Annotated in this window: 18 protein-coding genes and 1 tRNA gene; 4 read left to right on the top strand and 15 right to left on the bottom strand. The window is 55.5% G+C overall.

What is annotated here, in order from left to right:
- Positions 1–22: 22 nt before the first annotated feature.
- The 6 genes from B4O97_RS08105 to B4O97_RS08080 all read right to left on the bottom strand — a co-directional run bounded on the left by B4O97_RS08105 (position 23) and on the right by B4O97_RS08080 (position 7888).
- On the bottom strand, positions 23–2188 hold the full coding sequence (locus B4O97_RS08105) for an FAD-dependent oxidoreductase (RefSeq protein ID WP_083049869.1): 2166 nt from the start codon (positions 2186–2188) through the stop codon (positions 23–25).
- Positions 2189–2449: 261 nt separating this feature from the next.
- The gene (locus B4O97_RS08100; RefSeq protein WP_083049867.1) at positions 2450–4345 is read right to left on the bottom strand and encodes an AMP-dependent synthetase/ligase; all 1896 of its coding nucleotides are present in this window, start codon (positions 4343–4345) and stop codon (positions 2450–2452) included.
- Positions 4346–4369: 24 nt separating this feature from the next.
- On the bottom strand, positions 4370–5101 hold the full coding sequence (locus B4O97_RS08095) for an amino acid ABC transporter ATP-binding protein (protein ID WP_083049865.1): 732 nt from the start codon (positions 5099–5101) through the stop codon (positions 4370–4372).
- The gene (locus B4O97_RS08090) at positions 5091–5888 is read right to left on the bottom strand and encodes an amino acid ABC transporter permease (RefSeq protein ID WP_083049863.1); all 798 of its coding nucleotides are present in this window, start codon (positions 5886–5888) and stop codon (positions 5091–5093) included. The genes B4O97_RS08095 and B4O97_RS08090 overlap by 11 nt, the downstream gene beginning before the upstream one ends.
- The gene (locus tag B4O97_RS08085) at positions 5876–6622 is read right to left on the bottom strand and encodes a basic amino acid ABC transporter substrate-binding protein (RefSeq protein WP_083049858.1); all 747 of its coding nucleotides are present in this window, start codon (positions 6620–6622) and stop codon (positions 5876–5878) included. The genes B4O97_RS08090 and B4O97_RS08085 overlap by 13 nt, the downstream gene beginning before the upstream one ends.
- Positions 6623–6742: 120 nt before the next feature.
- Positions 6743–7888: a foldase protein PrsA gene (locus tag B4O97_RS08080; RefSeq protein ID WP_083049857.1), complete on the bottom strand. Its 1146-nt coding sequence runs from the start codon at positions 7886–7888 to the stop codon at positions 6743–6745.
- Positions 7889–8053: 165 nt separating this feature from the next.
- On the opposite strand from B4O97_RS08080, the gene msrB reads away from it, so the two are divergent.
- The 3 genes from msrB (at position 8054) to B4O97_RS08065 (ending at position 10957) form a co-directional block, all read left to right on the top strand.
- Positions 8054–8596, top strand: coding sequence for a peptide-methionine (R)-S-oxide reductase MsrB (gene msrB / locus B4O97_RS08075; RefSeq protein WP_083049855.1), 543 nt, complete (start codon positions 8054–8056; stop codon positions 8594–8596).
- Positions 8597–8676: 80 nt separating this feature from the next.
- Positions 8677–9165: a universal stress protein gene (locus B4O97_RS08070; RefSeq protein WP_083049853.1), complete on the top strand. Its 489-nt coding sequence runs from the start codon at positions 8677–8679 to the stop codon at positions 9163–9165.
- A gap of 100 nt (positions 9166–9265) precedes the next feature.
- Positions 9266–10957, top strand: a complete 1692-nt coding sequence (locus B4O97_RS08065) for a glutamine--tRNA ligase/YqeY domain fusion protein (RefSeq protein WP_083049851.1) — start codon at positions 9266–9268, stop codon at positions 10955–10957.
- Between the two features lie 2 nt (positions 10958–10959).
- Here B4O97_RS08065 and B4O97_RS08060 read toward each other — a convergent pair whose 3' ends face one another.
- The 7 genes from B4O97_RS08060 to B4O97_RS08030 form a co-directional block, all read right to left on the bottom strand.
- The gene (locus B4O97_RS08060) at positions 10960–11475 is read right to left on the bottom strand and encodes a chemotaxis protein CheW (protein WP_083049849.1); all 516 of its coding nucleotides are present in this window, start codon (positions 11473–11475) and stop codon (positions 10960–10962) included.
- A gap of 49 nt (positions 11476–11524) precedes the next feature.
- A complete protein-coding gene (locus B4O97_RS08055) occupies positions 11525–12310 on the bottom strand; it encodes a type III pantothenate kinase (RefSeq protein ID WP_083049848.1) in 786 nt (261 codons plus the stop codon).
- A complete protein-coding gene (locus B4O97_RS08050) occupies positions 12310–12873 on the bottom strand; it encodes an ECF transporter S component (RefSeq protein ID WP_083049846.1) in 564 nt (187 codons plus the stop codon). Before B4O97_RS08050 ends, B4O97_RS08055 begins: the two co-directional genes overlap by 1 nt.
- Complete coding sequence (locus tag B4O97_RS08045; RefSeq protein ID WP_083049845.1) at positions 12870–13745, bottom strand: energy-coupling factor transporter transmembrane component T family protein; 876 nt, start codon at positions 13743–13745, stop codon at positions 12870–12872. Before B4O97_RS08045 ends, B4O97_RS08050 begins: the two co-directional genes overlap by 4 nt.
- A complete protein-coding gene (locus B4O97_RS08040; RefSeq protein ID WP_083049844.1) occupies positions 13742–14617 on the bottom strand; it encodes an ATP-binding cassette domain-containing protein in 876 nt (291 codons plus the stop codon). The genes B4O97_RS08045 and B4O97_RS08040 overlap by 4 nt, the downstream gene beginning before the upstream one ends.
- Positions 14614–15423 (bottom strand): ATP-binding cassette domain-containing protein, encoded by an 810-nt coding sequence (locus tag B4O97_RS08035; protein ID WP_083049843.1) that lies wholly within the window; start codon positions 15421–15423, stop codon positions 14614–14616. Before B4O97_RS08035 ends, B4O97_RS08040 begins: the two co-directional genes overlap by 4 nt.
- Positions 15424–15530: 107 nt before the next feature.
- Positions 15531–16487, bottom strand: a complete 957-nt coding sequence (locus B4O97_RS08030) for a sensor histidine kinase (protein WP_083049842.1) — start codon at positions 16485–16487, stop codon at positions 15531–15533.
- A 203-nt stretch (positions 16488–16690) separates the two neighbouring features.
- On the opposite strand from B4O97_RS08030, the gene B4O97_RS08025 reads away from it, so the two are divergent.
- The gene (locus tag B4O97_RS08025) at positions 16691–17434 is read left to right on the top strand and encodes an RluA family pseudouridine synthase (RefSeq protein WP_083049841.1); all 744 of its coding nucleotides are present in this window, start codon (positions 16691–16693) and stop codon (positions 17432–17434) included.
- A gap of 42 nt (positions 17435–17476) precedes the next feature.
- Here B4O97_RS08025 and B4O97_RS08020 read toward each other — a convergent pair.
- Positions 17477–17550 (bottom strand) — tRNA-Asp (locus B4O97_RS08020).
- Positions 17551–17646: 96 nt separating this feature from the next.
- A complete protein-coding gene (locus B4O97_RS08015; protein WP_083049840.1) occupies positions 17647–20481 on the bottom strand; it encodes a bifunctional diguanylate cyclase/phosphodiesterase in 2835 nt (944 codons plus the stop codon).
- Positions 20482–20549 lie beyond the last annotated feature (68 nt).

Genomic DNA, 20549 nt, shown 5'->3' with positions numbered 1-20549 from the left:
GTAATCGGATCGCACGGTTGTATTAACGCTTTTTCTTCGTGTTAACCGGTTCGCCGCCGTACAGATGGTAACGCTGTACCAGCGACATGGAGCGCCATTTCCTGCCCAGGAAGGGAAGTACATAGTGATCCAGACCGAAGCTTCGACCGGCACCGCCCAGCATAACAATGGCTGCGAAGATGAACCAGAGCTGACTCCAGCTGAACATTCCGGAGAAGATGAACACAAAGCACATGATGATCGAGACCCCGGCAGCGGGGAAGGTAAAGAGCCCGCCGATGAGGGCAAGGCCGATGAGAACCTCCACCCCGACAACCATTACCTGGAAGAGCTGGTACGGAATATAGGCGGCCATGCTGTCCATGAAGATCTCCCTGAACCAGGTCACGAATCCGGAATCGTAGGGGATAATGGTTTTGGCCGTATCCCATACCAGGCCGAAAGCCTCGTGGGCGCTGTCGGCGGCTGCACTGACGGCTCCGGTAGCAGCGCTTACTGCCTCCGCGGCGGTATCCGCAACTGCTCCGGTGGCGGCGCTTACCGCGTCGGATGCATAGTCTGCAGCAGCACCGGTGGCGGCTGTGACGGTTTCGGCCGCCGCATCGGCGGCACCGGTAGCAGCAGTCGCGGCGTCCGCAGCATAATCCCCTGCGGCCCCGGTGGCTGCAGTGGCCGCATCCGCAGCTGCTTTGACACCCGCCTGGGTTACTCCCTTACTGAACATCCAGCCGGATTTTGTGCCGGCGGAAAAATTGAGCCAGCCTTCTCCAATCTTGTTCACACCCTCTACGAGCCACATAAGTCCGAGCCACATTCTCAGGGGAACGGCCCAGAATCCCTGCATGCGGTAGGAAAGATGTCCGCCTATCAGGGTCCGCTTGTCCTCCATATGGAAGAACTCATGTTTGAGATATGCCCAGCAGGCATTTATACCGGCCAGTCCAAAGAGATAGTGAAGGTTGACCATGTGCTTCATGGCCATGGCAAAGAAACCGGAAAGCTTGATACCCCCCGCGTTGGAGACGCAGTAGCGTCCGCCGATGGATACCATGAAACCGTGGTAGTTTGATTTAAAGCCCTTCTTGTCTTTGCTCTGTATGTCCGCTGCAATGTTTTCGGCGGCGCACTCTCCGGTCTGAAGAGCGGTCTCAACGATCTGCGGAAGGACCTTTCCTTCCTCAACAAACCAGAGGTTATCTCCCACGGCGTAAATGTCGTGGTAATCGGCGGTCTGCATCAGATTATTGACCAGAATACGTCCCCGTTTGCCGACGATATAGGTTTCATCCTCTTCGAAGCGGCAGCCTGACATTCCATGGATGCCTTCTTCGGAGGCGATTGAGCATTCTCCTCTGGCGGTATGTCCCTTTTCCAGGGGGATGCGGCTGGTAAACTCGGAACCGTGGATACCGCAGGTCCAGACAAAGGTCTCCGTTTTTATGGATTCCCCGCTCTGCAGGATAACCAGGTTTTCTTCCGCCGCGACAATGGGAGACTTGAGCATGATTTCAATTCCATGCTTCCGCATGTATTTTTCGGCTTTCTTTCGCAGGGGCTCTTCAATGATCGGAAGGACCCGATCCATGGCCTCGACCACGATGATCCGTACATCCCTGGGGTCGATGTGGTAGCGGGCACAGAGTACGTCCCTGCGTTCCATAAGCTCACCGGCGAGCTCGATGCCGGTGAAGCCGGCCCCGGCAACGACAAAGGTAAGCATCTGCTTTTTCTGTTCAGGATCCGGTTCCTTGGCCGCCAGCCTGAAGCGCTCTTCTATGTGCTGCCGAATGCGGATGGCATCTTCCAGAGACCACAGGGAGAAAGAATTCTCCTGAATCCCCTGGATATCGAAGAATTCCGGGGCTCCGCCTGTTCCGAGAATCAGGTAGTCGTAGGGGTATGCCGCTTTCTCGGAGACGAGGGCTTTTTTCTCGAAATCGATACCGGTGATAAAATCAGTAATCACCTTGACTTTCGTGTTCGCGAAAATTCTCTCATAGGAGACCATGACCGAATCCGGATCCACCCTTGATCCTGCTACCTCGTGGAGCTCAGTCATAAGGGTGTGATAGGTATTCTTGTCGACTATGGTAATCTCGATATCGTTGTTTTTCTTGAAAATCTTTGCCAGCTTCTTAGCCGCGGCGATACCGCCATACCCGCCGCCAAGAATAACAATACGCTTCATGCAGTGTAACTCCTTCTTGACATCTTCATTGTAATTACCAGGGACCAGAAATACAATGAGAATCGTATATTCGTAATACTATATCTTTTCAATTAAAAAGCATACCCTATAATGTTGCATTGGTCAATCATTTTGATCTTTTTGGTCATATATGAGCAAAGAGATTCTTTTTATTGTGAACCAAGGCACTACAAACTAAAAAGAACCCCGAAGAAGTGCTCCTCGGGGTTCTTAACCGGAACGATGACCGTGTTCAGGAGATCAGGAAAAAATTTCCTGAATGAGCTTTTCGTACTTTTCGTTGATGACATGGCGTTTGATTTCCTGCTTCTGGGAGAGCTCATCACCAACCTCGAAGGGCTTGGTCAGAAGACGGAAGCGGTTGACCCTCTCAAAGGACTTGAAACCGCTTTTTCCGTTGATTCGTTCCTGAATTTCCCCGTTAATGAGCTCCTCTATTTCCGGGCTGCCCAGCAGATCCTCCCTGTCCATAAAACTCAGGTTGTTCTGGGAGGCATAGTCCTGGAGGGCCTCAAAATCCGGCACAATCAGGGCTGCCAGGTATTTCTGGTCCTGCCCCAGCAGCATGGATTGGGAAATATAGGGAGATTCCTGCATCTTCTGCTCGATGGGCAGGGGTTCCACGTTTTCTCCTCCCCGAAGGACGATGGTATCCTTGACACGGCCCATTATCGCGAGTTCGTTGTGCCAGGTCAGCATACCGAGGTCACCGGTATTGAGCCAGCCGTCGGGAGAAAGTATCGCCCTGGTCAGTTCCGGCTGTTTGAAATAGCCCTTCATTACCTGGGGGCCCCGGGCAAATACGATTCCCTTGTGCCCCGGGGGCAGTATATTTCCTTCCTCATCGCGGATTTCGATCACTGTACCGGGAAAAACCGGACCGATTGTTCCGGGAACGGGATGCTTCTGGTCCCTGACTCCCAATACAGGGGCGGTCTCTGTCAGGCCGTAGCCTTCAAGAAGCAGAATCCCTGCAGCAGAAAAGAAGCGGTCCACCGATTTAGGCAGGGCTCCGCCGCCGGAAATGCCGGCCACGAAATTTCCCCCCAGCTTGGCCTTGATTTTCGAGAAGACCAGGAGATCTCCAAGGGCTTTGATAGGGTAGAGCAGAAGGAAGGGGAGAACAGCGATCAGGATATCCAGCACCCGGATCCGCTTTTTGAATTCCGGCAGCAGTCCGTACAGCCGGTTCCTGAATCCTGTCCAGGCTCCGGCGGCGGCGACGAAGAAGTAGAAGAGAAGTTTCTTGGCTCCTCCCTCCTTGTTGATGTTCCGATATATTCCAGCCTGTACGGCCTCCCATATACGGGGGACCGAAGCCATCCACGTCGGTTTTATCTGCTGCATATCGGCGAGCATGATCTTGCCGACGGGTTTGGAATAGGCCAGGGCTGACCCCCAGCCGGTGGCCACGTACTGCATGATCCGTTCAAAGGAGTGCCATACCGGCAGTACACAAAGCCAGATGTCCCCGAGACCGGTGTTGATCAGCTTCGGTACGTTTTCCACCTGATGGAGAAAATTTCCGTGGGTGAGCATTACTCCCTTGGGAACTCCGGTGGTGCCGGAGGTAAAGATGAGAGTGGCAATGTCGTCCCTGTCGCCCTCCTGGATGCTCGTATCCACCTGTTCGGGGCGTTTGTCGTACAGTTCCTTTCCGTTTTCCAGTACCTCGGCAAAACTGTGGAGTTTGACCCCCAGCCAGCCTTCCGGGTTTACCCCGGCGTCGATCAGGATGATATGCTTCAGGTGACCCAGCTCTTTTTTGTGGGCGTTGATCTTGGCCAGCTGGGCCTCGTTTTCAATGATGATCACCCGGCACTCGGAGAAGGAGAGAATATAGCTTATTTCTTCGGCGGTGGAATCGCAGCCCCGGGGGACGTCGGCAGCTCCCAGGGCGAGAATACCTATATCGCTGATCAGCCATTCCTTGCGGTTTTCGCTGATCAGCCCGACATGGTCTCCTTTTTTGACTCCCAGGTTATGCAGTCCCGCAGCAAAGGCCTTGAACTCCCGGACGAATACCGGAAATGTCGTCGGCTGAAAGGTACCGGTTTCGTCCTTCGTGTACTGGATAACTGCCTCCGGGTGCTTTTCCGCAAAATGCAGTATTCGTTTGGGAAGGGTATCGGGCATGACTCCACCTCCTTTAAGGATAGTCTATAAAATGTGTTTCAGGAAACGCTGGGTACGTTCTTCTCTGGGAGAATTGAAAAGCTGATCCGGCGGGCCAAGCTCTACGATCTGTCCTTCGTCCATAAAAACGACCTTGTCCGCGGCTGCACGGGCAAAACCCATCTCATGGGAAACCACCAGCATGGTCATTCCCTCCTGGGCGAGAGCCAGCATGACATCCAGTACCTCCTTGATCATCTCCGGATCCAGGGCGGAAGTGGGTTCGTCGAAAAGCATGACCTTCGGTTCCATCGCCAGGGCGCGGGCTATGGCGACCCGCTGCTGCTGTCCGCCGGAGAGCTGTTCCGGCCAGGCCTGTTCCTTTTCGGAAAGTCCGACCTTCTTGAGCAGGGCCCTGGATTTTTCCTCCGCGGCGGACTTCGCGGTTTTTTTGACGTTCCGGGGGCCCAGGCTGATATTGTCCAGTACCCTGAGATGGGGAAAGAGATTGAAACTCTGGAAAACCATGCCCACCTCTTCACGAATGCGCCGGATATCCGCCTTTGGTCCGGAAACGCGGTCGTCGTCTATCCAGATATGGCCGCTGGTCAGGCGTTCAAGCCGGTTGACGCTGCGGAGCAGGGTGCTTTTCCCGGAACCGGAAGGACCGATGATCAGAACGACCTCTCCCGGCTGAACCTCCAGGCTGGCGCCCTTCAGAGCCTGTACGTGGCCGAAATTCTTTACGGCCTCCTCTATTCGAATTCTAGGTTTCACTGGTCTTCATCCTGTCTTCAAGTATAGCAACAAGTTTGGAGAGCACAAGGGTAATTACCAGATACACCAGGGCGACTATGGCCATGGTCTCCAGGGACAGAAAGGTTCTGGCTATGTATTCCCGCCCCCGCCGGAGAATATCCCGGAGGGCGATGACCGAAACCAGGGAAGAGTCCTTGAGCATGGCTATGAACTCGTTGCCGATGGCCGGGAGGATTATCTTGATGGTCTGGGGCAGTATTACCAGGCGCATGGCCTGTCCCCGGGAGAGTCCCAGGGCAAGAGCAGCTTCCATCTGCCCCTTGGGGATGGACTGAATTCCCGCCCGGAAGATCTCCCCCATATAGGCGCCGTAACAGATGGAGAGAGCGATAATCGCAGCCACCGCTCCCTCGATCTTGAAGAAACGTCCCAGGGCGTAATAGATAAAGATCAGCTGCACCAGGAGGGGAATACCCCGGATCAGTTCGATATAGACCCCGGCGATCAGGTTGACGATGCGTACCCGGGAAATCTGGCCGAGTCCTGCAAAGAGACCGATGAAGATTGAGCCGAGGATCGCGAAAACTGTGACATTGAAGGTTATGGGGATTCCCTTGGCAACAACATAGACAATCTGGGAGTAGGGATCCTCATAAAAGAAAAAGAGGATCGCCAGCATGACAATGGAAAAAACAAAGGTAACCCTCCAGGAGTTCAGGATACCCCGTTCGCTTTTTACGGGCAGAAGGGCACCGTCGGTTACCTCGATCCTGGTGCCCTTTGCCGGCTGGTCTATCGCAGCCATTTATCGATCAGCTCGTCCCGCTTGCCGGATTCAATGATCTTTTTCAGGCCGGCGTTGATCTTGTTCAGCAGCTCGGTGTTTCCCTTCTGAACAGCGATTCCATAGTATTCTTCGGTAAAGGGTTCGCCGACGATCTTCAGGGCACCCTTGTAGTTCTTGTTCTGAAGCACATAGTCGGCAGCTACAGGAGAATCGCAGACAACACCCTCGACATTACCGTTCATCAGGTCTTCCACGGCAAAACCGATCTCGTCATAGGCCCGGCGCTCAACCCCTTCGGCGTCTTCCACGACAAAGTCGCCGGTGGTGCCGTTCTGGACGCCTACCTTCATGCCCTTCATGTCGGCAAGGCTTGTAACTCCGTTGAGCTCCTTGCGGACAATCAGTACCTGACCGGCATTGATGTAGGGCTCGGAAAAGTCCATGGCTTTTTTACGGTCGTCTGTAATGGTTACCGAGGAGATAACTCCGTCATAGGCACCATTGGCGAGTCCTGCAAAAATTCCGTCCCAGGCGGTGTTGCGGATTTCGTATTCGAAGCCGGCTTCTTCGGCAATGGCCGCCATCAGGTCGATGTCAAAGCCTACCATATCGCCGTTCTCGTCTACAAACTCCATGGGGGCCCAGGCCACGTCGGAGGCGAAGACATACATGTTGTCGTCCTGCTGTCCGCCGGCAAAAAGGGCGAAACCAATTAAAGAAATCATAAAAACAAGTGCGATTCTTTTAAACATTCTCTGTTCTCCTCAGGAATTCGTTAATTTCTATCAAGATAGAGCATATGGCTTTTGTAAGTCAATAAAAAACCGCTCCCGAAAGGGGAGCGGTGTAAATAATTCCACAGCTTTGGAGATTTATTGCTGTTCCGGCTTCAGGTCGGGGCGCAGAATCTCGATTTCCGCCTTACCCTGCAGCTGCTGAACATACTCCTGGAAAACCATCTGGGCCTTCTGCTGTTCCAGCTGGGGCCTTAAATGCTCTTTTACCTCGTCAAAGCTGGGCAGCCAGGCGTCCTTGCGGTCCTCCAGCTTGATTATATGGTAGCCGAAGCGGGTCTCCACGATGCCGCTTACCTCGCCGGGCTGCAGGGCAAAGGCTGCGTCGGAGAAGCTGGGGACCATCTTGTCGGCTGAAAAATACCCCAGGTCGCCGCCGTTCTTGCTGCTGGGGCCCTCGGACTTCTCCTTTGCCAGCTCGGCAAAATCCGCACCCGCGGCAAGCTCTTCCTGAATAGCCTCGATCTTTTCCCGGGCCGCCGCCTTGTCCTCTTCCGTGGCGCCTTCCTCCAGGCTTACCAGGATGTGGCGGGCACGAACGGTTTCAGGCTGGGCGATCTGGTCGACATTCGAGTTGTAGGCCCGGCGCATCTCCTCGTCGGTCACTTCCACGTCTTCCACCACATGCTGCTGGACCATGAAAACCTGCAGGCTCTGGGTAATCTCTTTCCTGAGCCGTTCCATGTCGTAACCCTGGTCGGCCATGGACTTCTCGAACTCCGCCTCGGAGCCGTAATTGTCTTTTACATTCTGAATCTCCCTGTCAACCCTGTCGGGATCAACGGAGAAGCCGAGTTCACGGAAATTCTGCAGCAGCACGTTCTTTGTTATCATGGCCTGAACGACCTGTTTCTTCAGTTTATCCAGCTCCTGGGCGGGGATATCGCTGCCACGCTGGGCACGGTAGCTCTTCCGCAGGTTTTCAATCTGGGCGTTGAAGGCATCTTCGGTAATGACTTCCCCGTTTACCGAGGCTACCGCTCCACCGGAAGCGACCGCCAGGGTACTGCGCTTTTTATTTGAATTTTCCGCGCTCCCGGCCTGGTCTCCGTTCTGGTTCTCCGGCTGTGAAGCTTCAGCAGCCTGTTCCGTTTTTCCCTGGTTCTCCGCTGCCTTCTCCTTGTTCCCGCCGGCAAAGGCAGGAGTCGCCAGGATTAAAAGTAATACCAGCACAATCACTATCGATCTGAGCGCCGGTGTGGTTTTCTTCTGTACAATTTGCATTATCAAGCTCCCTGGAAATGTGTTTGTTATGTTCCCAAGGACCCACTATAGACCATCCCGCCGGTTTTGTCAGGGGGCTCCCGCCGGGGCGATTCCAGAATTAATTTGACTTTTATAGTCGTAAATATGGAAATTTACCGACGGGAAGATCCCAAGGAGGACTCTATGAGACGTTTCAGTATCGCCCTGGTTCTGCTTCTGCTGTTACCCGGGCTTATTCTCGTTGCCGAATCGAAGACCCGCGGGCTTCAGGGGTATACGGTGCATACGGACAAGGAGGAGATCGATTTTCCGGTGCAGCTGTCGGAAGTAGAGTGGAGACAGCGTCTGACGGATGATCAGTACTACATTCTCTGCGAAGAAGGTACCGAATATGCCTTCAGCGGCAAGTACGACAAGTTCTATGAGAAGGGAACCTACTACTCCGCCGCCACAGGTCAGCCCCTCTTCAGTTCCGATACAAAATATGACTCCGGCAGCGGATGGCCCAGCTTTTACGCTCCCATCGACAAGGATGCCGTTACCCTGATCGCGGACAATTCCCTTTTTATGCGGCGTATCGAGGTGGTGGATTCCCTGAGCGGCGCCCATCTCGGGCATGTTTTTACCGATGGTCCTGATCCCACGGGCCTGCGCTTCTGCATCAACTCCGATGCCCTGATCTTTGTTCCGGAAGGAGAAGACCCGCCGGAAATCCTGGAACCCTGAGCCCGGACACTTCTGGTGTTTTATCCTTGCCAAACCGGCGCTCCGGCGTTTACCTTTAATGTGAGGCAAGGAGGAACACCATGAAGACCATATTAATCGCCCATGACTTCTCCGATCTCAGCGGTCCGGTTCTGCGCTACGGTTCGGACCTGGCCAAGGCATGGCAGGCAAAACTGCTGCTTCTTCACACGGAACCACCCCAGACGGGCTATATCTACTATTCTCCCGGCTACACCTACCACGGTATCCTGGGATTCGGACTGGATGAATCCGTGCGCAGGGAGATCGAGGTCGAACAGCTCAAGAATGATAAACACGCCCTCGATCTTATCGAAAAGCAGCTCAAGGGTGACGGGCTGAATGTCGAAGCCGTTCTGATGACCGGAGACCCCGCACAGGCTATCCTGGAAACCGCCGAGGAACGGGGCGTCGACATGATAGTAGTGGGTGCCCATGCCCACGGTGCATTTTACAAGCTGCTGTTCGGCTGCGTCGACTCTGAACTTGTGCGCCGGGCTTCGTGTCCTGTTCTGGTAGTGCCGGAAACAGCGGTGGACCGGGGGGACTAGTACGGAGGATATGTTCCTTCGCTTGTAACGTCCTCCTCTTTAATTTACAATGCAGCTGAAAAAATCGACAGCCATTGGAGAAATAGAGAGGAGTTCGTACATGAGCGATGCTGATACCAGAACAAACTTTATCTGGGAGGCCGTGGACAGCGACCTTGCCGCAGGAAAAGTACCCGACAGGATTGTAACCCGTTTTCCTCCTGAACCGAATGCCTACCTGCACATAGGCCACGCCAAAGCCATCTATGTCGATTTCGAGACTGCCCGGCGCTACGGCGGTTACTGCAATCTGCGCATGGACGATACCAATCCCCTCAAAGAGGAACAGGAGTTTATAGACGGGATCCAGGAGGACGTCCTCTGGCTCGGATATCAGTGGGCCAATCTTACCTTCGCCTCGGATTACTTTGAACGGATGTATGAACTCGCGGAGGAGCTTGTAAAAAAAGGCCTGGCCTACGTGGATGACCTTTCCGCCGACGAGATCCGGGAGTACCGGGGGACCCTGACCGAGCCCGGCAGGGAGAGTCCCTACCGCAACCGGAGCGCGGAGGAGAACCTCGATCTCTTCCGGCGCATGCGCAAAGGGGAGTTCCCCGACGGAGAACGGGTCCTTCGGGCAAAAATAGACATGAGCTCCGGCAACATCAACATGCGGGACCCGGTGATGTACCGCATTCAGCACGCTGCCCATTACCGTCAGGGGGATGCCTGGTGCATCTACCCCATGTACGACTGGGCCCATGGCCTTGAAGACTCCTTCGAGGGGATCACCCACTCCCTCTGTACCCTGGAGTTCGAGGATCACCGTCCTCTGTATGACTGGTTTCTGGAACAGCTCCCGGTTCATCGTCCCCGGCAGATTGAGTTCTCCCGTCTGCAGATAACCAATACCCTTTTATCAAAACGCTTCTACGTCCGTCTGATGAAAGACGGTCTGATCTCCGGCTGGGACGACCCCAGAGTCCCCACGATCCGGGGCCTGCGCCGCCGGGGCTATACTCCGGAAGCAATCAAGGCCTTTGTGGAGATGATCGGCATTTCAAAGGCCCACAGCATTATCGATTCGGGACAGCTGGAATACTGTCTGCGGGAAGACCTTAACCGTCGTTCCCTCAGGAGAATGGCGGTTCTCAAGCCCCTGAAGCTGACCATAAGCAACTATCCGGAGGACCAGGTGGAGTGGTTCGACGGGGAGAACAACCCGGAGGACCCGGAGGCGGGAAGCAGAAAGATCCCCTTCTGCCGTGATCTCTACATCGAGGAGGAGGACTTTATGGTGGATCCTCCGAAGAAGTTCTTCCGCCTTGCCCCGGGAAACGAGATTCGTCTTAAACACGCCTACTATGTAACCTGCACAGACTACCGGACCGATGATTCCGGCCGGGTGACGGAGGTCATCTGCACCTACGATCCCGAAAGCCGGGGCGGCTGGAGCGAAGACGGACGCAGGGTCAGGGGAACCAGCCACTGGGTCAGCGCCAGACATGCCGTTGAGGCGGAGGTCAGGAACTACAGCGAACTTTTCAGTGAAGAACGCCCCTGGGAACATGATGGGGATTTTGCAGAGATCATGAATCCCGATTCCCTGGAGATAGTACAGGGAGTTAAGCTCGAACCGGCCCTGGCGGAGGCTGCCAGGGGAGAGAAAAACGGTTCCATTGAAGGAATTTTCCAGTTTCTGCGTCAGGGATACTATACGGTGGACCTGGATTCCACCCCGGAAGCCCCGGTCTTCAACCGCACCGTGGGATTAAAGGATACCTGGGCGAAGCTGAAAAACCGGGGATAGGTTTACTGCTCCGCCGGCACTGCTTCGTCATTAGCGGCGGAGAGGATTCCAAGCTCGGTTTCGCTGAAGACCTTGAAGGTGTTCAGGATAATAACGAACTCCTCGTCCATTTTTCCGATACCATTGATAAAATCGGCATTGATCTGGGTGCTGAACTTCGGTGCAGGTTCGATGCTGGCTTCGTCGATCTCGACGACCTCGTCAACGGAATCGACGAAGGCCCCTACCTGCAGCTCCTGCCCCTTGTGGAGAACTTCCAGAATGATAATGCTGGTGCTTTCGGTCTGCTCCGCCGAGGGCAGCTCAAGCTTGAGGCGCAGATCTATTACCGGAACGACGCTGCCCCGGAGGTTGATTACCCCCTTCATGAACTCAGGCATACGGGGAATCTTTGTTATTCTGGGTACCTCCAGCACCTCCCGTACATTCCGGACGTCAACAGCGTACAGCTCCTTTTCCAGATGAAAGGTCAGATACTGACGCGTAAGGGTATTGATTGTGGATTGCGGACCCGACATTGCGCTCCTCCTCTCTTCAGTATGAACATTCCTTCGGGAAAATGCAAATTCATACAGCCCTTTGTGCGGACCAGTTGTTTCGTCCTGCTATGAGCCGCAGTCCTTCCAGGATAAGCCAGGGCTCCACCAGGGTAATGCAGTCGGTAAGGGGCGCTATGACCGAGGCCCGGCCTCCCGTGGCGATAACCGTCGCTTCTCCCCCGAGCTCCGCCCGGATCCGGCGTATCAGTCCTTCCACGAGCCCGGCGTAACCGAAGAGGATTCCCGAACGGATGGACTGGGTGGTGTTTTTGCCTATGGCGTGCTCCGGTTCCTGAAGCCAGACCTGGGGCAGCTGGGCTGTTGAGGCGGCCAGGGCACCCGCCCCGGCCTGAATACCCGGTGCAATGGCGACTCCCATCAGGTCGCCTTTGTCGTTGACCGCGGTAAAGGTCAGGGCTGTCCCGAAATCGACAATTATACAGTTGCCCTTTACCCGCTCGTAGGCGGCGACGGCGTTACAGACCAGATCTGAACCCACCTCCGCCGGATTATCGGTGCGTATCTTTATACCGGTTTTTATGCCGGGACCGACGATGAGGGGGTCCTTGCCCGTGAGAGCCTGGGTGACTTCCTTGATCTTTTCGGTAAGATGGGGAACCACGGAGCTGATTATCGTGGTACCGATGGCTTCGCGGGGTACGCTCTCTTCCCTGAGGATGTCACGGAAGAGGACGGCGTACTCGTCGGGCATTTTGTTGTGATCCGTGTGGATCCGCCAGTGGTCGATCCATCCCCGGCTGCCGTAGAGACCAAAGACGATGTTCGAGTTGCCGATATCGATTGCCAGCAGCATTATTCCAGGTCCTCAAGGGATGAGCGTCCTTTTCCGGTATCGATGCGCTTCCAGGCCGCCACCACCGCCAGGGTAATCAGGGCCGCTGCGGCGGCTTCCGGCAGTCCGTTGGCCACGGCAACGCCGGCTATGACCTTCCAGGGCAGGGCTTCCAGGAGCCCCAGGGCGCTCAAGACCAGTACGGTGTTTACCAGGCTTCCGGCGATACCCGCCAGGGTCAGGGCAGGAAGGGGGAAGCGTTTCAGAAAGCTCCAGACAGCCCAGGCGGCGGGACCGATCAGGAGCCTCGGCAGAAGGGAGACCAGGGGATTGACGAAGAGGGGATCCAGGGGCCCCTGGGGCGCTATGGCGGCTCGGATCATTCCGAAGATTCCGAAGATACCTCCGATTATGGCACCGGCGACGGGTCCCTCGATGATCGCCCCCACAATGACCGGAATGTGCATGGTTGTCAGGGAGGCTCCACCGACCCAGGGGATGAATCCCAGGGGAGTCAGGGAGAGGACGATGGAGAGGGCCCCCAGGGCACCGGTTATCACCAGAAAACGTATTCGTGTATTCATACTGCAGCTCCTTTAAAAATGAAAATGATATGTATCAGTGCCCGTACAAGACGAGCGTCCGTATTTACGTACTGCATAAGAACGGCGGCACCCAGGACAGCGGCGCCTGCTGCGGACCAGAGAAGGTCCTGAGGCTTCAAGCGATACCGGCGCAGGCGTATTCTGCCACCTTTTTCGTCGTAGCCCCGGAGGTGCATGGACTCCGCCAGAACCTCCGCCCGTCTCAGGGTCCCGATAAAAAGGGGTACCATGGTGGGAAGGGCGGCTTTCATTCTGCGGAAGGGGTTGGCGGACCTGAAGCCCAGGCTGCCGCCCCGGGCGGTCTGGGCCTTGGCCAGGCGTTCGCTCTCTTCCCGTAAAAAGGGAATAAAGCGGAAGGTGACGGTGGCGATGAGTCCCAGCTCCCCGGCGGGAAAGCCGAGGCGTTCCAGGGGCGAAAAGAGGGACTCTATTCCGTAACTCACCTCCGGGGTGGTTACCGTGGCGCTGGAGAGTCCTATCCAGCCCATCAGGGTGATGATTCGCAGGCTCATGATCAGCATGGGGAGAATGTCCCCCCGGGAGAGAAGGGCCTCCTCCGGGGAACCGCTGCGGGTGACCCCGTGAAGCAGTACAAGCAGTACAAGAAAGGGCGCAACGGGAAGCAGGGGTCTGAAGAGCCTGGAGGGCGACAGACCGGAGATGCCGGCTGCCCACAGGAGGCAGCAGAGAATGATAAAAAGACCGCTGGCGGAACTGATCAGGCTGATTGTTCCGATGCCGATGACAAGCCCCGCTGCTTTGACTCCCGGATGAAGCCGGCCCAGGGGACCTGAACAGGCCTGTCGGCGGAAAAGCTCAAATCCTCCGCCGAAGCTTCCGAAATCCTTCATGCCAGGCCTCCTGCGATGATCTCCGCCAGAGCTTCAGGATCCTGGGCGAAGGCGCTGTTGCTCCGGAGATCCATTCCCCTGTCCATAAGGCTCCGGCAGATACGGGCGGACTCCGGGGGAAGGAGCCCAGCCTTCTCGGGGATATCGCTGTGGAAAAAGAGCTGTTCCGGAGACTCGACGGCCAGGAGGCGTCCTTCGCGAAAAACCGCCGCCCTGTCGGCCAGCATGACCTGGTCCATGTCGTGGGTAGAGAAGATAACGGTGACCCCTCCGGCGCGAAGATCCCTTATCCGCCGGAAAAGGTCTCCTGCAGAGGGCGGATCGAGTCCCGCCGCCGGCTCATCCAGAAGCAGGATCTCCGGCTTCAGTGCCAGAACCCCCGCCAGGGCCGCCTTGCGCATCTCTCCGCCGCTTAAGGAGTCGGTGCGCCGGTCCTTGAAGCGGGTGTAGGAGAGGCCCATGGTTTCCATGGCCTCCTTTACCCGCAGGGCCAGGGCCCGCCCCCTGATGCCGTAGTTGGCGGGTCCGTAGGCAACGTCATCCCCGACATAGGTCCGGAAGAGCATCTCCTCCGGACGCTGCAGGGCTATAACTGTCCGCCGACGGTGGGCGTCCAGCTCTTTTTCCCCGATCTTCGGGTTGCCCAGATCAAGACCGAGGACCCTGGCCTCTCCCTTTTGAGGAAGCAGAAGTCCCGCCAGTATCTGCAGCAGGGTCGTTTTACCCGAGCCTGTGGCACCGATAATTGCCAAAAGTTCGGCTTTTTCCACCCGCAGATCGATTCCTTCGAGGACCTTCGGGGGAGAGGGGAGGTTTTTCTCCTGTCTGCCGTAATGGTATTCAAGTCCGGCAACACGTATAACCGGGTTCATCTTCTTCCTTCTCCCTCTGTCAGCAAAGCATCAAGACCGGCGATCAGCTCCCCGGGGGTACTGATCCTGTCGGGGAGTGAGATCCCCCGGTTTCTGAGGGCTTCGGTAAGCCTGAGCAGAAAAGAGCGCTTCAGCTCCGGCCTTTGGCGAAAGACAGTGAGGGGAGGTCCCTGGGCGGCCAGTGATCCTTTTTCCAGGAGGATCATCGTATCCGCCTGAAGGGCTTCGTCGGGAAAATGGCTAATACTCAGGACTCCCACACCCGAGGCGGCAAGTTCCCTGCAGAGCCGATAGAAATCCTCCCGCCCTGCGGGATCGAGCATGGAGGAGGCCTCGTCAAAGATTACGTAGGCGGGTTTCATGGCAAGAACACCGGCGATGGCAAGACGCTGCTGCTGTCCTGCGGAGAGGGTGTCCGGATTACGGTCATCGAAACCGGACAGGCCGACCTTTTCCAGGGATTCCGCCACCCGCACGCGGATCTCCTCCCTGGCAAGCCCGATGTTTTCCGGGCCGAAGGCAACCTCCTCGTCGACAAGGGAGGCAATAAGCTGGCTGCGGGGATCCTGCCGCACCAGACCGATAAGGCTGCGGCGATTATTCGGGCTGGTATTCGCGTCGATGCGTATGCTTCCCTCGTCGGGTTCCAGCAGCCCGAGGATAAGCCGGGTCAGGGTTGATTTTCCTGAACCGTTGGATCCTGCCAGGAGGGTTATCTCCCCGGGATTGATCCGGGTGCTCAGCTTCGAGACTGCAGGGCTTTCTGATCCCGGATAGGTATAGCTCACCCCGTCAAGCTCGATCATTGAAGCTCCCGATATTTGAGCAAAGGGCAGGCTGGGAATGTCTCATGGCGATCCTTCAGGCGTCTCGGTCGTTATGGTTGATCCAAGCACCTGAAAAAAAGCTACCCCTATTTACCGGTCAAGGTCAAGCGGATCTCAAAAATGGGATGGGGTTCTTTTGTTACCGTAAGGCGGGCATTCATCTCCTGAAGCAGGGAGTTGATCAGGGCCATTCCTGTCCCCGAGGAGTCCCCGGCAGGGGAGTTTACTGTGTGGAAGGTGCCGTTGTTCCCTATCCTGAGCATTATTTCTGTCCCGTCGGTCCGGCTTATGGTGCTGAGCTCAAGCCAGACCCTGGCTTCGGAAAGGGTCCCGGACTTGAAGCCGTATTTGCAGGCGTTGATGATAATCTCGTTGACAATAATGCCCAGGCTTGTCGCCGTTTTGGCGGGAACATCCTGGTTTTCGATGTTCATTTCCGGAAGGAGTTGCTGGAAACCGTAGGCACGGAGGGCGTTCTGTACCACCGTGCTCAGGTATGAGCAGATATTGATTCTGAGGCTGCCGGGTTTCTTTGCCAGCTCATGATGTATGGCTGCTATGGCATCCACCTGGCTGGCAAGGTGGAAGAGTTCCCCGGGGTTTTCAAGGTCCACCGACTTAAGGCCTATCAGGGATGAGACGATGGCAAGACTGTTTTTTACCCGGTGATGGGTCTCTTGATCCAGCAGGCGGTGACGTTCAAGCTCCTTTTCCAGCTCCCGGCGGATTGCACAATGGGATGTAATCTCCCGCAGAAAAAGAGGGCGGCTGGAAGTTCTGTCCTTTTCCCGGGGAGCCAGGCTGATTTCCAGTACCCTGGTCCCTGTTTTATCGGGTAATTCGTGGATCATGGAGGCGGCTTCCCCGTCGAAAATCAGGGACGCCGCCTCCGGAAGAAGCTCCGGCAGCCTGAATTCCGGGATCCTCTCTTTGTCGATCCCGAAAAGTTCGGCGGCCCGTGCGTTACCATCCTGTATCTGCAGGGTAGATGTATCGAGTATGAGAATACCTTCCGGGTATTCTTCGATGGACAGATGCTTCATGCCGCAAAGGGCTCCTTCCAAAGGGTCTGTTTGTTGTATCAATCAACTATAAATGTTGACTGTACTCATAATGTATCCCTTTTGGATTGCTGTCAAGCAAAAATATACATTTTAGAGAAAATAGCGATTAAGCAACATCTTGAAACAAAAGACTGCACGGCCAGGACTCTTGACCATGAGCTGCCGGGAGGGTACAAGGGGATGTGTCCGAATCAGCTTTTTCTGAACGGGTCCTCTACGAGGACAACCATCTTATTGTCGTAAATAAGCTCCCCGGGGAACTTGTCCAGGGAGACAGCAGCGGGGATTCCCCCATGGGGGAGGCCGTCAAGGAGTACATTCGTATCCGGGATGCCAAACCGGGGAATGTCTTTCTGGGGGTCACCCACCGGCTGGACCGGCCCACCAGCGGGGCCGTTATCTTTGCCAAAACGGGGAAGGCCCTCTCCAGGATCAATGCCCTTTTTCGTGAGGGCCTGGTGGAAAAGCGCTACTGGGCTCTGGTGGATACACCGCCTCCGGAGGAGGAGGGGAGTTTTGATGATCTTCTCTGGAAGGATGTAAAGAAGAATAAATCCTTTGTTGCCTCCCAGGCCTCTCCGGGGAGCAGACAGGCGAAGGGCGCCAAACGGGCCCTGCTGAAGTACAGACTCCTGGCCAGAGGAGACCGTTACTGTCTGCTCGAGGTCGAGATCGGTACCGGCCGGCATCACCAGATCCGTTGTCAGCTGGCGGCCCGGGGTATGCATATCCGGGGAGACCTGAAGTACGGTGCCAGGCGTTCGAACCCCGACGGCGGTATTTCCCTCCACGCCCGGTCCCTCGTTTTTGAACATCCCATCGGAGAAAAGGGCAGGATGGTACGCTGCCTGGCCCCGCCGCCTTCTGACGCACTGTGGAATTATTTTCTGACTGTGCTGGGATCTGATCAGGTCACGGGATTATAGGGGGGTATAAAAAAACCTCCGCAGAAGCGGAGGCTCGTATAACGGGAGTGACGGGACTTGAACCCGCGGTCTCCGGCTTGACAGGCCGGCGCGATAACCAGCTTCGCCACACCCCCGTTTAGGTCAGCAGAACTTAGCCGATTAACGGATTTTTGTCAAGCACAGGCAATTCCAATTGTGGCAAAGGTAGAAAAATGCCATGGAATTTCCTGTCAGGCTTCATGTTTCAGAAACTCTTTCAGTTCTTCGAAGGGCATGGGGCGTCCGAACAGGTAGCCCTGTATGATGGAGCAGGAGTGTTTCTGTATGAATTCGAGCTGTGCCTCGGTTTCCACTCCCTCTGCTATTATCCTCATGCCCAGGTTCTTTCCAAGGGCAATTACGGAGGTGACAACAGCGGCTGCCTCGGGAACGGTGTCGAGTTCCTGAATGAAGGAGCTGTCGATCTTGAGGGTATCTGCCTTCAGTCGGTTCAGGTAACTCAGCGAAGAGTATCCTGTGCCAAAGTCATCCACGGCAAAACAGACTCCCCTTTTGCTGAGCTCTTCGATCTTCGCTATGGCCGCGCTTACATTCTGCATGGCGGTACTCTCGGTTATCTCCAGTTCCAGCAGCTCCGGCGGAAAAGACGTGGCATTCAGGGCCGCCAGAATCGACTCTACAAATCCTTCCTCGCGAAACTGCAGGGCCGATACGTTGACGCTGATGGTGTACTGCTTTCCTGTTTCCCGGTTCAGCGTATTTATGGTTCCCAGGGCCTGACGCAGGGTCCAGGTATCGATGGCGGAGATAAGGCCGCTGGATTCTGCGATGGGAATGAACTCTCCCGGGGAAATCCACCCCTCCTGAGGGTCATTCCAGCGGATAAGGGCCTCGAAACCGGTGACCCGTTTCTGTTCGAGGCTGTACTGGGGCTGATAATAGACCAGGAAGTGTCCCGCGGTGACGGCCCCGCGCAGCTTGTCTTCCAGGGATGTCCGGCGCAGGTTTTTCTTCTCGATGTTTGCATTGAACAGGGTGTATCCCCCGTCGCCCCGATGTTTTGAACGATACATGGCCATGTCCGCGTTACGCATGAGCCGGTCGGAGTCGTTTCCGTCCTCCGGAAAGTAGGTAATCCCGAAACTGGCCCTGGGATGGATGGTCTTGGTCCCCAGGAGTACGGGCTCCTCAATTCTGTCAATAATACGGGTAAGCACCTCGATGGCATCGGTCTGCTCCTGGAGTACCGGGAGAAGCAGGGAGAACTCATCGCCCCCCAGACGGGCCACAGTATCGACCTCCCTGATTGAACGCACCAGACGTTCGGCCAGGATTGAGAGGAACTGATCGCCCTGAATATGTCCCAGAACATCGTTTACCTGCTTGAAGTTATCGATATCCATGAATATAACCGCACCTTTTTCGCCCGTACGGTTGGCCGATGCAATGGCCATTTCCAGGCGGTCACGGAAGAGACTTCTGTTCGGGAGTCCCGTCAGGGCGTCGTGATATGCCTGATAGCTGAGCCTCTGTTCCGTTTTCTTCTGTCGGGATATATCGTGAAAGATGCTTATGTATCCCACCGGCTCATTGCTGTTTCCGCGAAGGGTGGTAATGGAGAGCCATTCAGGATAGGCCTCTCCGCTTTTTCTCCGGTTCCAGATTTCACCGCTCCATCTGCCGGTTTCGTTAATGGACCGCCACATGTATTCATAAAAATCCCTCTCGTGACGATCCGACTTGAGCATCCTGGGGTTCTTTCCCAGCACCTCGTCCATGGTGTATCCGGTGATCTCGGTAAAAGCCTGGTTTATCTGCTGAATCGTGCCTTCAAGGTCGGTAATGGCGATGCCTTCTATGGTGTTCTGAAACACCGTATCCGACAGAGCCCGGAGGGTTTCCAGGGACATGGCGACTTCCTTTCCCTGTTCCAGCTGTTCCATAAAACGGTTGAAGTGTTCCGCCAGAGCATCCAGTTCCTTGACGCCCACAGGGGCGACCCGACGGCTGTAATCCCCGGCTTCTCCCTTATCGAGGCACTCATTGATCGAGTCGAGAGGCCGGGAGAGTATCCTGCCGAACCTCGAAGATACTATCAGAAAGATTATCAGTGTAAGGATACTGAAGAGGAAAATGAATATCCCCAGTCTCCACAGAGGCCTCTGAACATCAGTCAGGTATACCGTGGAGGCCACATACCAGTCGAACTCCTTCAATTGAATATAGTGGAGCAGTTTTTTCTCCCATCGGTCCCGGCCATCAGGATGCCAGGAATAAGGGATAAAACCTGAAGAGGATGTTTCTGCGCCCCTTCGCATTATTGAAAGAAGTGGTGTGTCAGTTTCCGGCAGGCTGCGTCCCCGGAGGGTGGGGTGAACAAGTAGGGTCCCCTCCCCGTTAACGACAAAGGAGTACCCCCGGTCTCCCAGATCTATGGACTGGATAAAATCATCCAGGCTGTTGATATCAAAGAGCCGGGGATAATCGGTCCAGTATACCGAGGCGGCGATAATCCAGTCCCAGTCGGTAATTACGTCCGATACCAGGGCTTTTTCCCGAACCTGCTCTTCCCCGGGAAGGCGACTCTCATACTCCATGAAGCCCCGCCTCTGTTCCTTCATGGCCTGAATAAAGTCGAGGTTTCTGACCTCCTCACCCACCAGTTCCTTCCGGGGATGGTAGATGACCTTCCCGCTGCCGTGGATGATAAAAAAATAGCCTTCCCTGCCTATGTGCTCGGCCGCCAGCATATCGATTACCATCTGCCGGATCTGCTGTTCCCCGGCTCCCGCTTCCCGGGCTTCGCTGCGCATCCGGGCAATCCGGTCCATGGCAGCGCTTACTTCCGCCTGCAGCAGGCGCCGAATCTCTCTGCGGGCACCGTTTTCGATGATTTCGACAATGCTTCTGTTTGTTTTTTCCAGGGAACTGCGGATGTTCCTGTTCACCCAGTTGGAAAGAACAAAAAAGAGCCCCAGGCCGACAATCAGAATCAGAGCGAGGGATATAAGCCCGTAGCGCAGGAACAGTCTTCTGGCGAGGGGTTGTGATCTCTGTAGTCTCATAATCTGACTTATTCCTAACCTGAGCGATTTTCACGTGTAGAAAAAAATACCTCCATGTGGTGTAATGA

This window comes from Marispirochaeta aestuarii (genome assembly GCF_002087085.1).
Lineage (GTDB): Bacteria > Spirochaetota > Spirochaetia > JC444 > Marispirochaetaceae > Marispirochaeta > Marispirochaeta aestuarii.
Note: the sequence above shows the minus strand (reverse complement) of the source record. Positions and strands in the feature narration are given on the sequence as shown.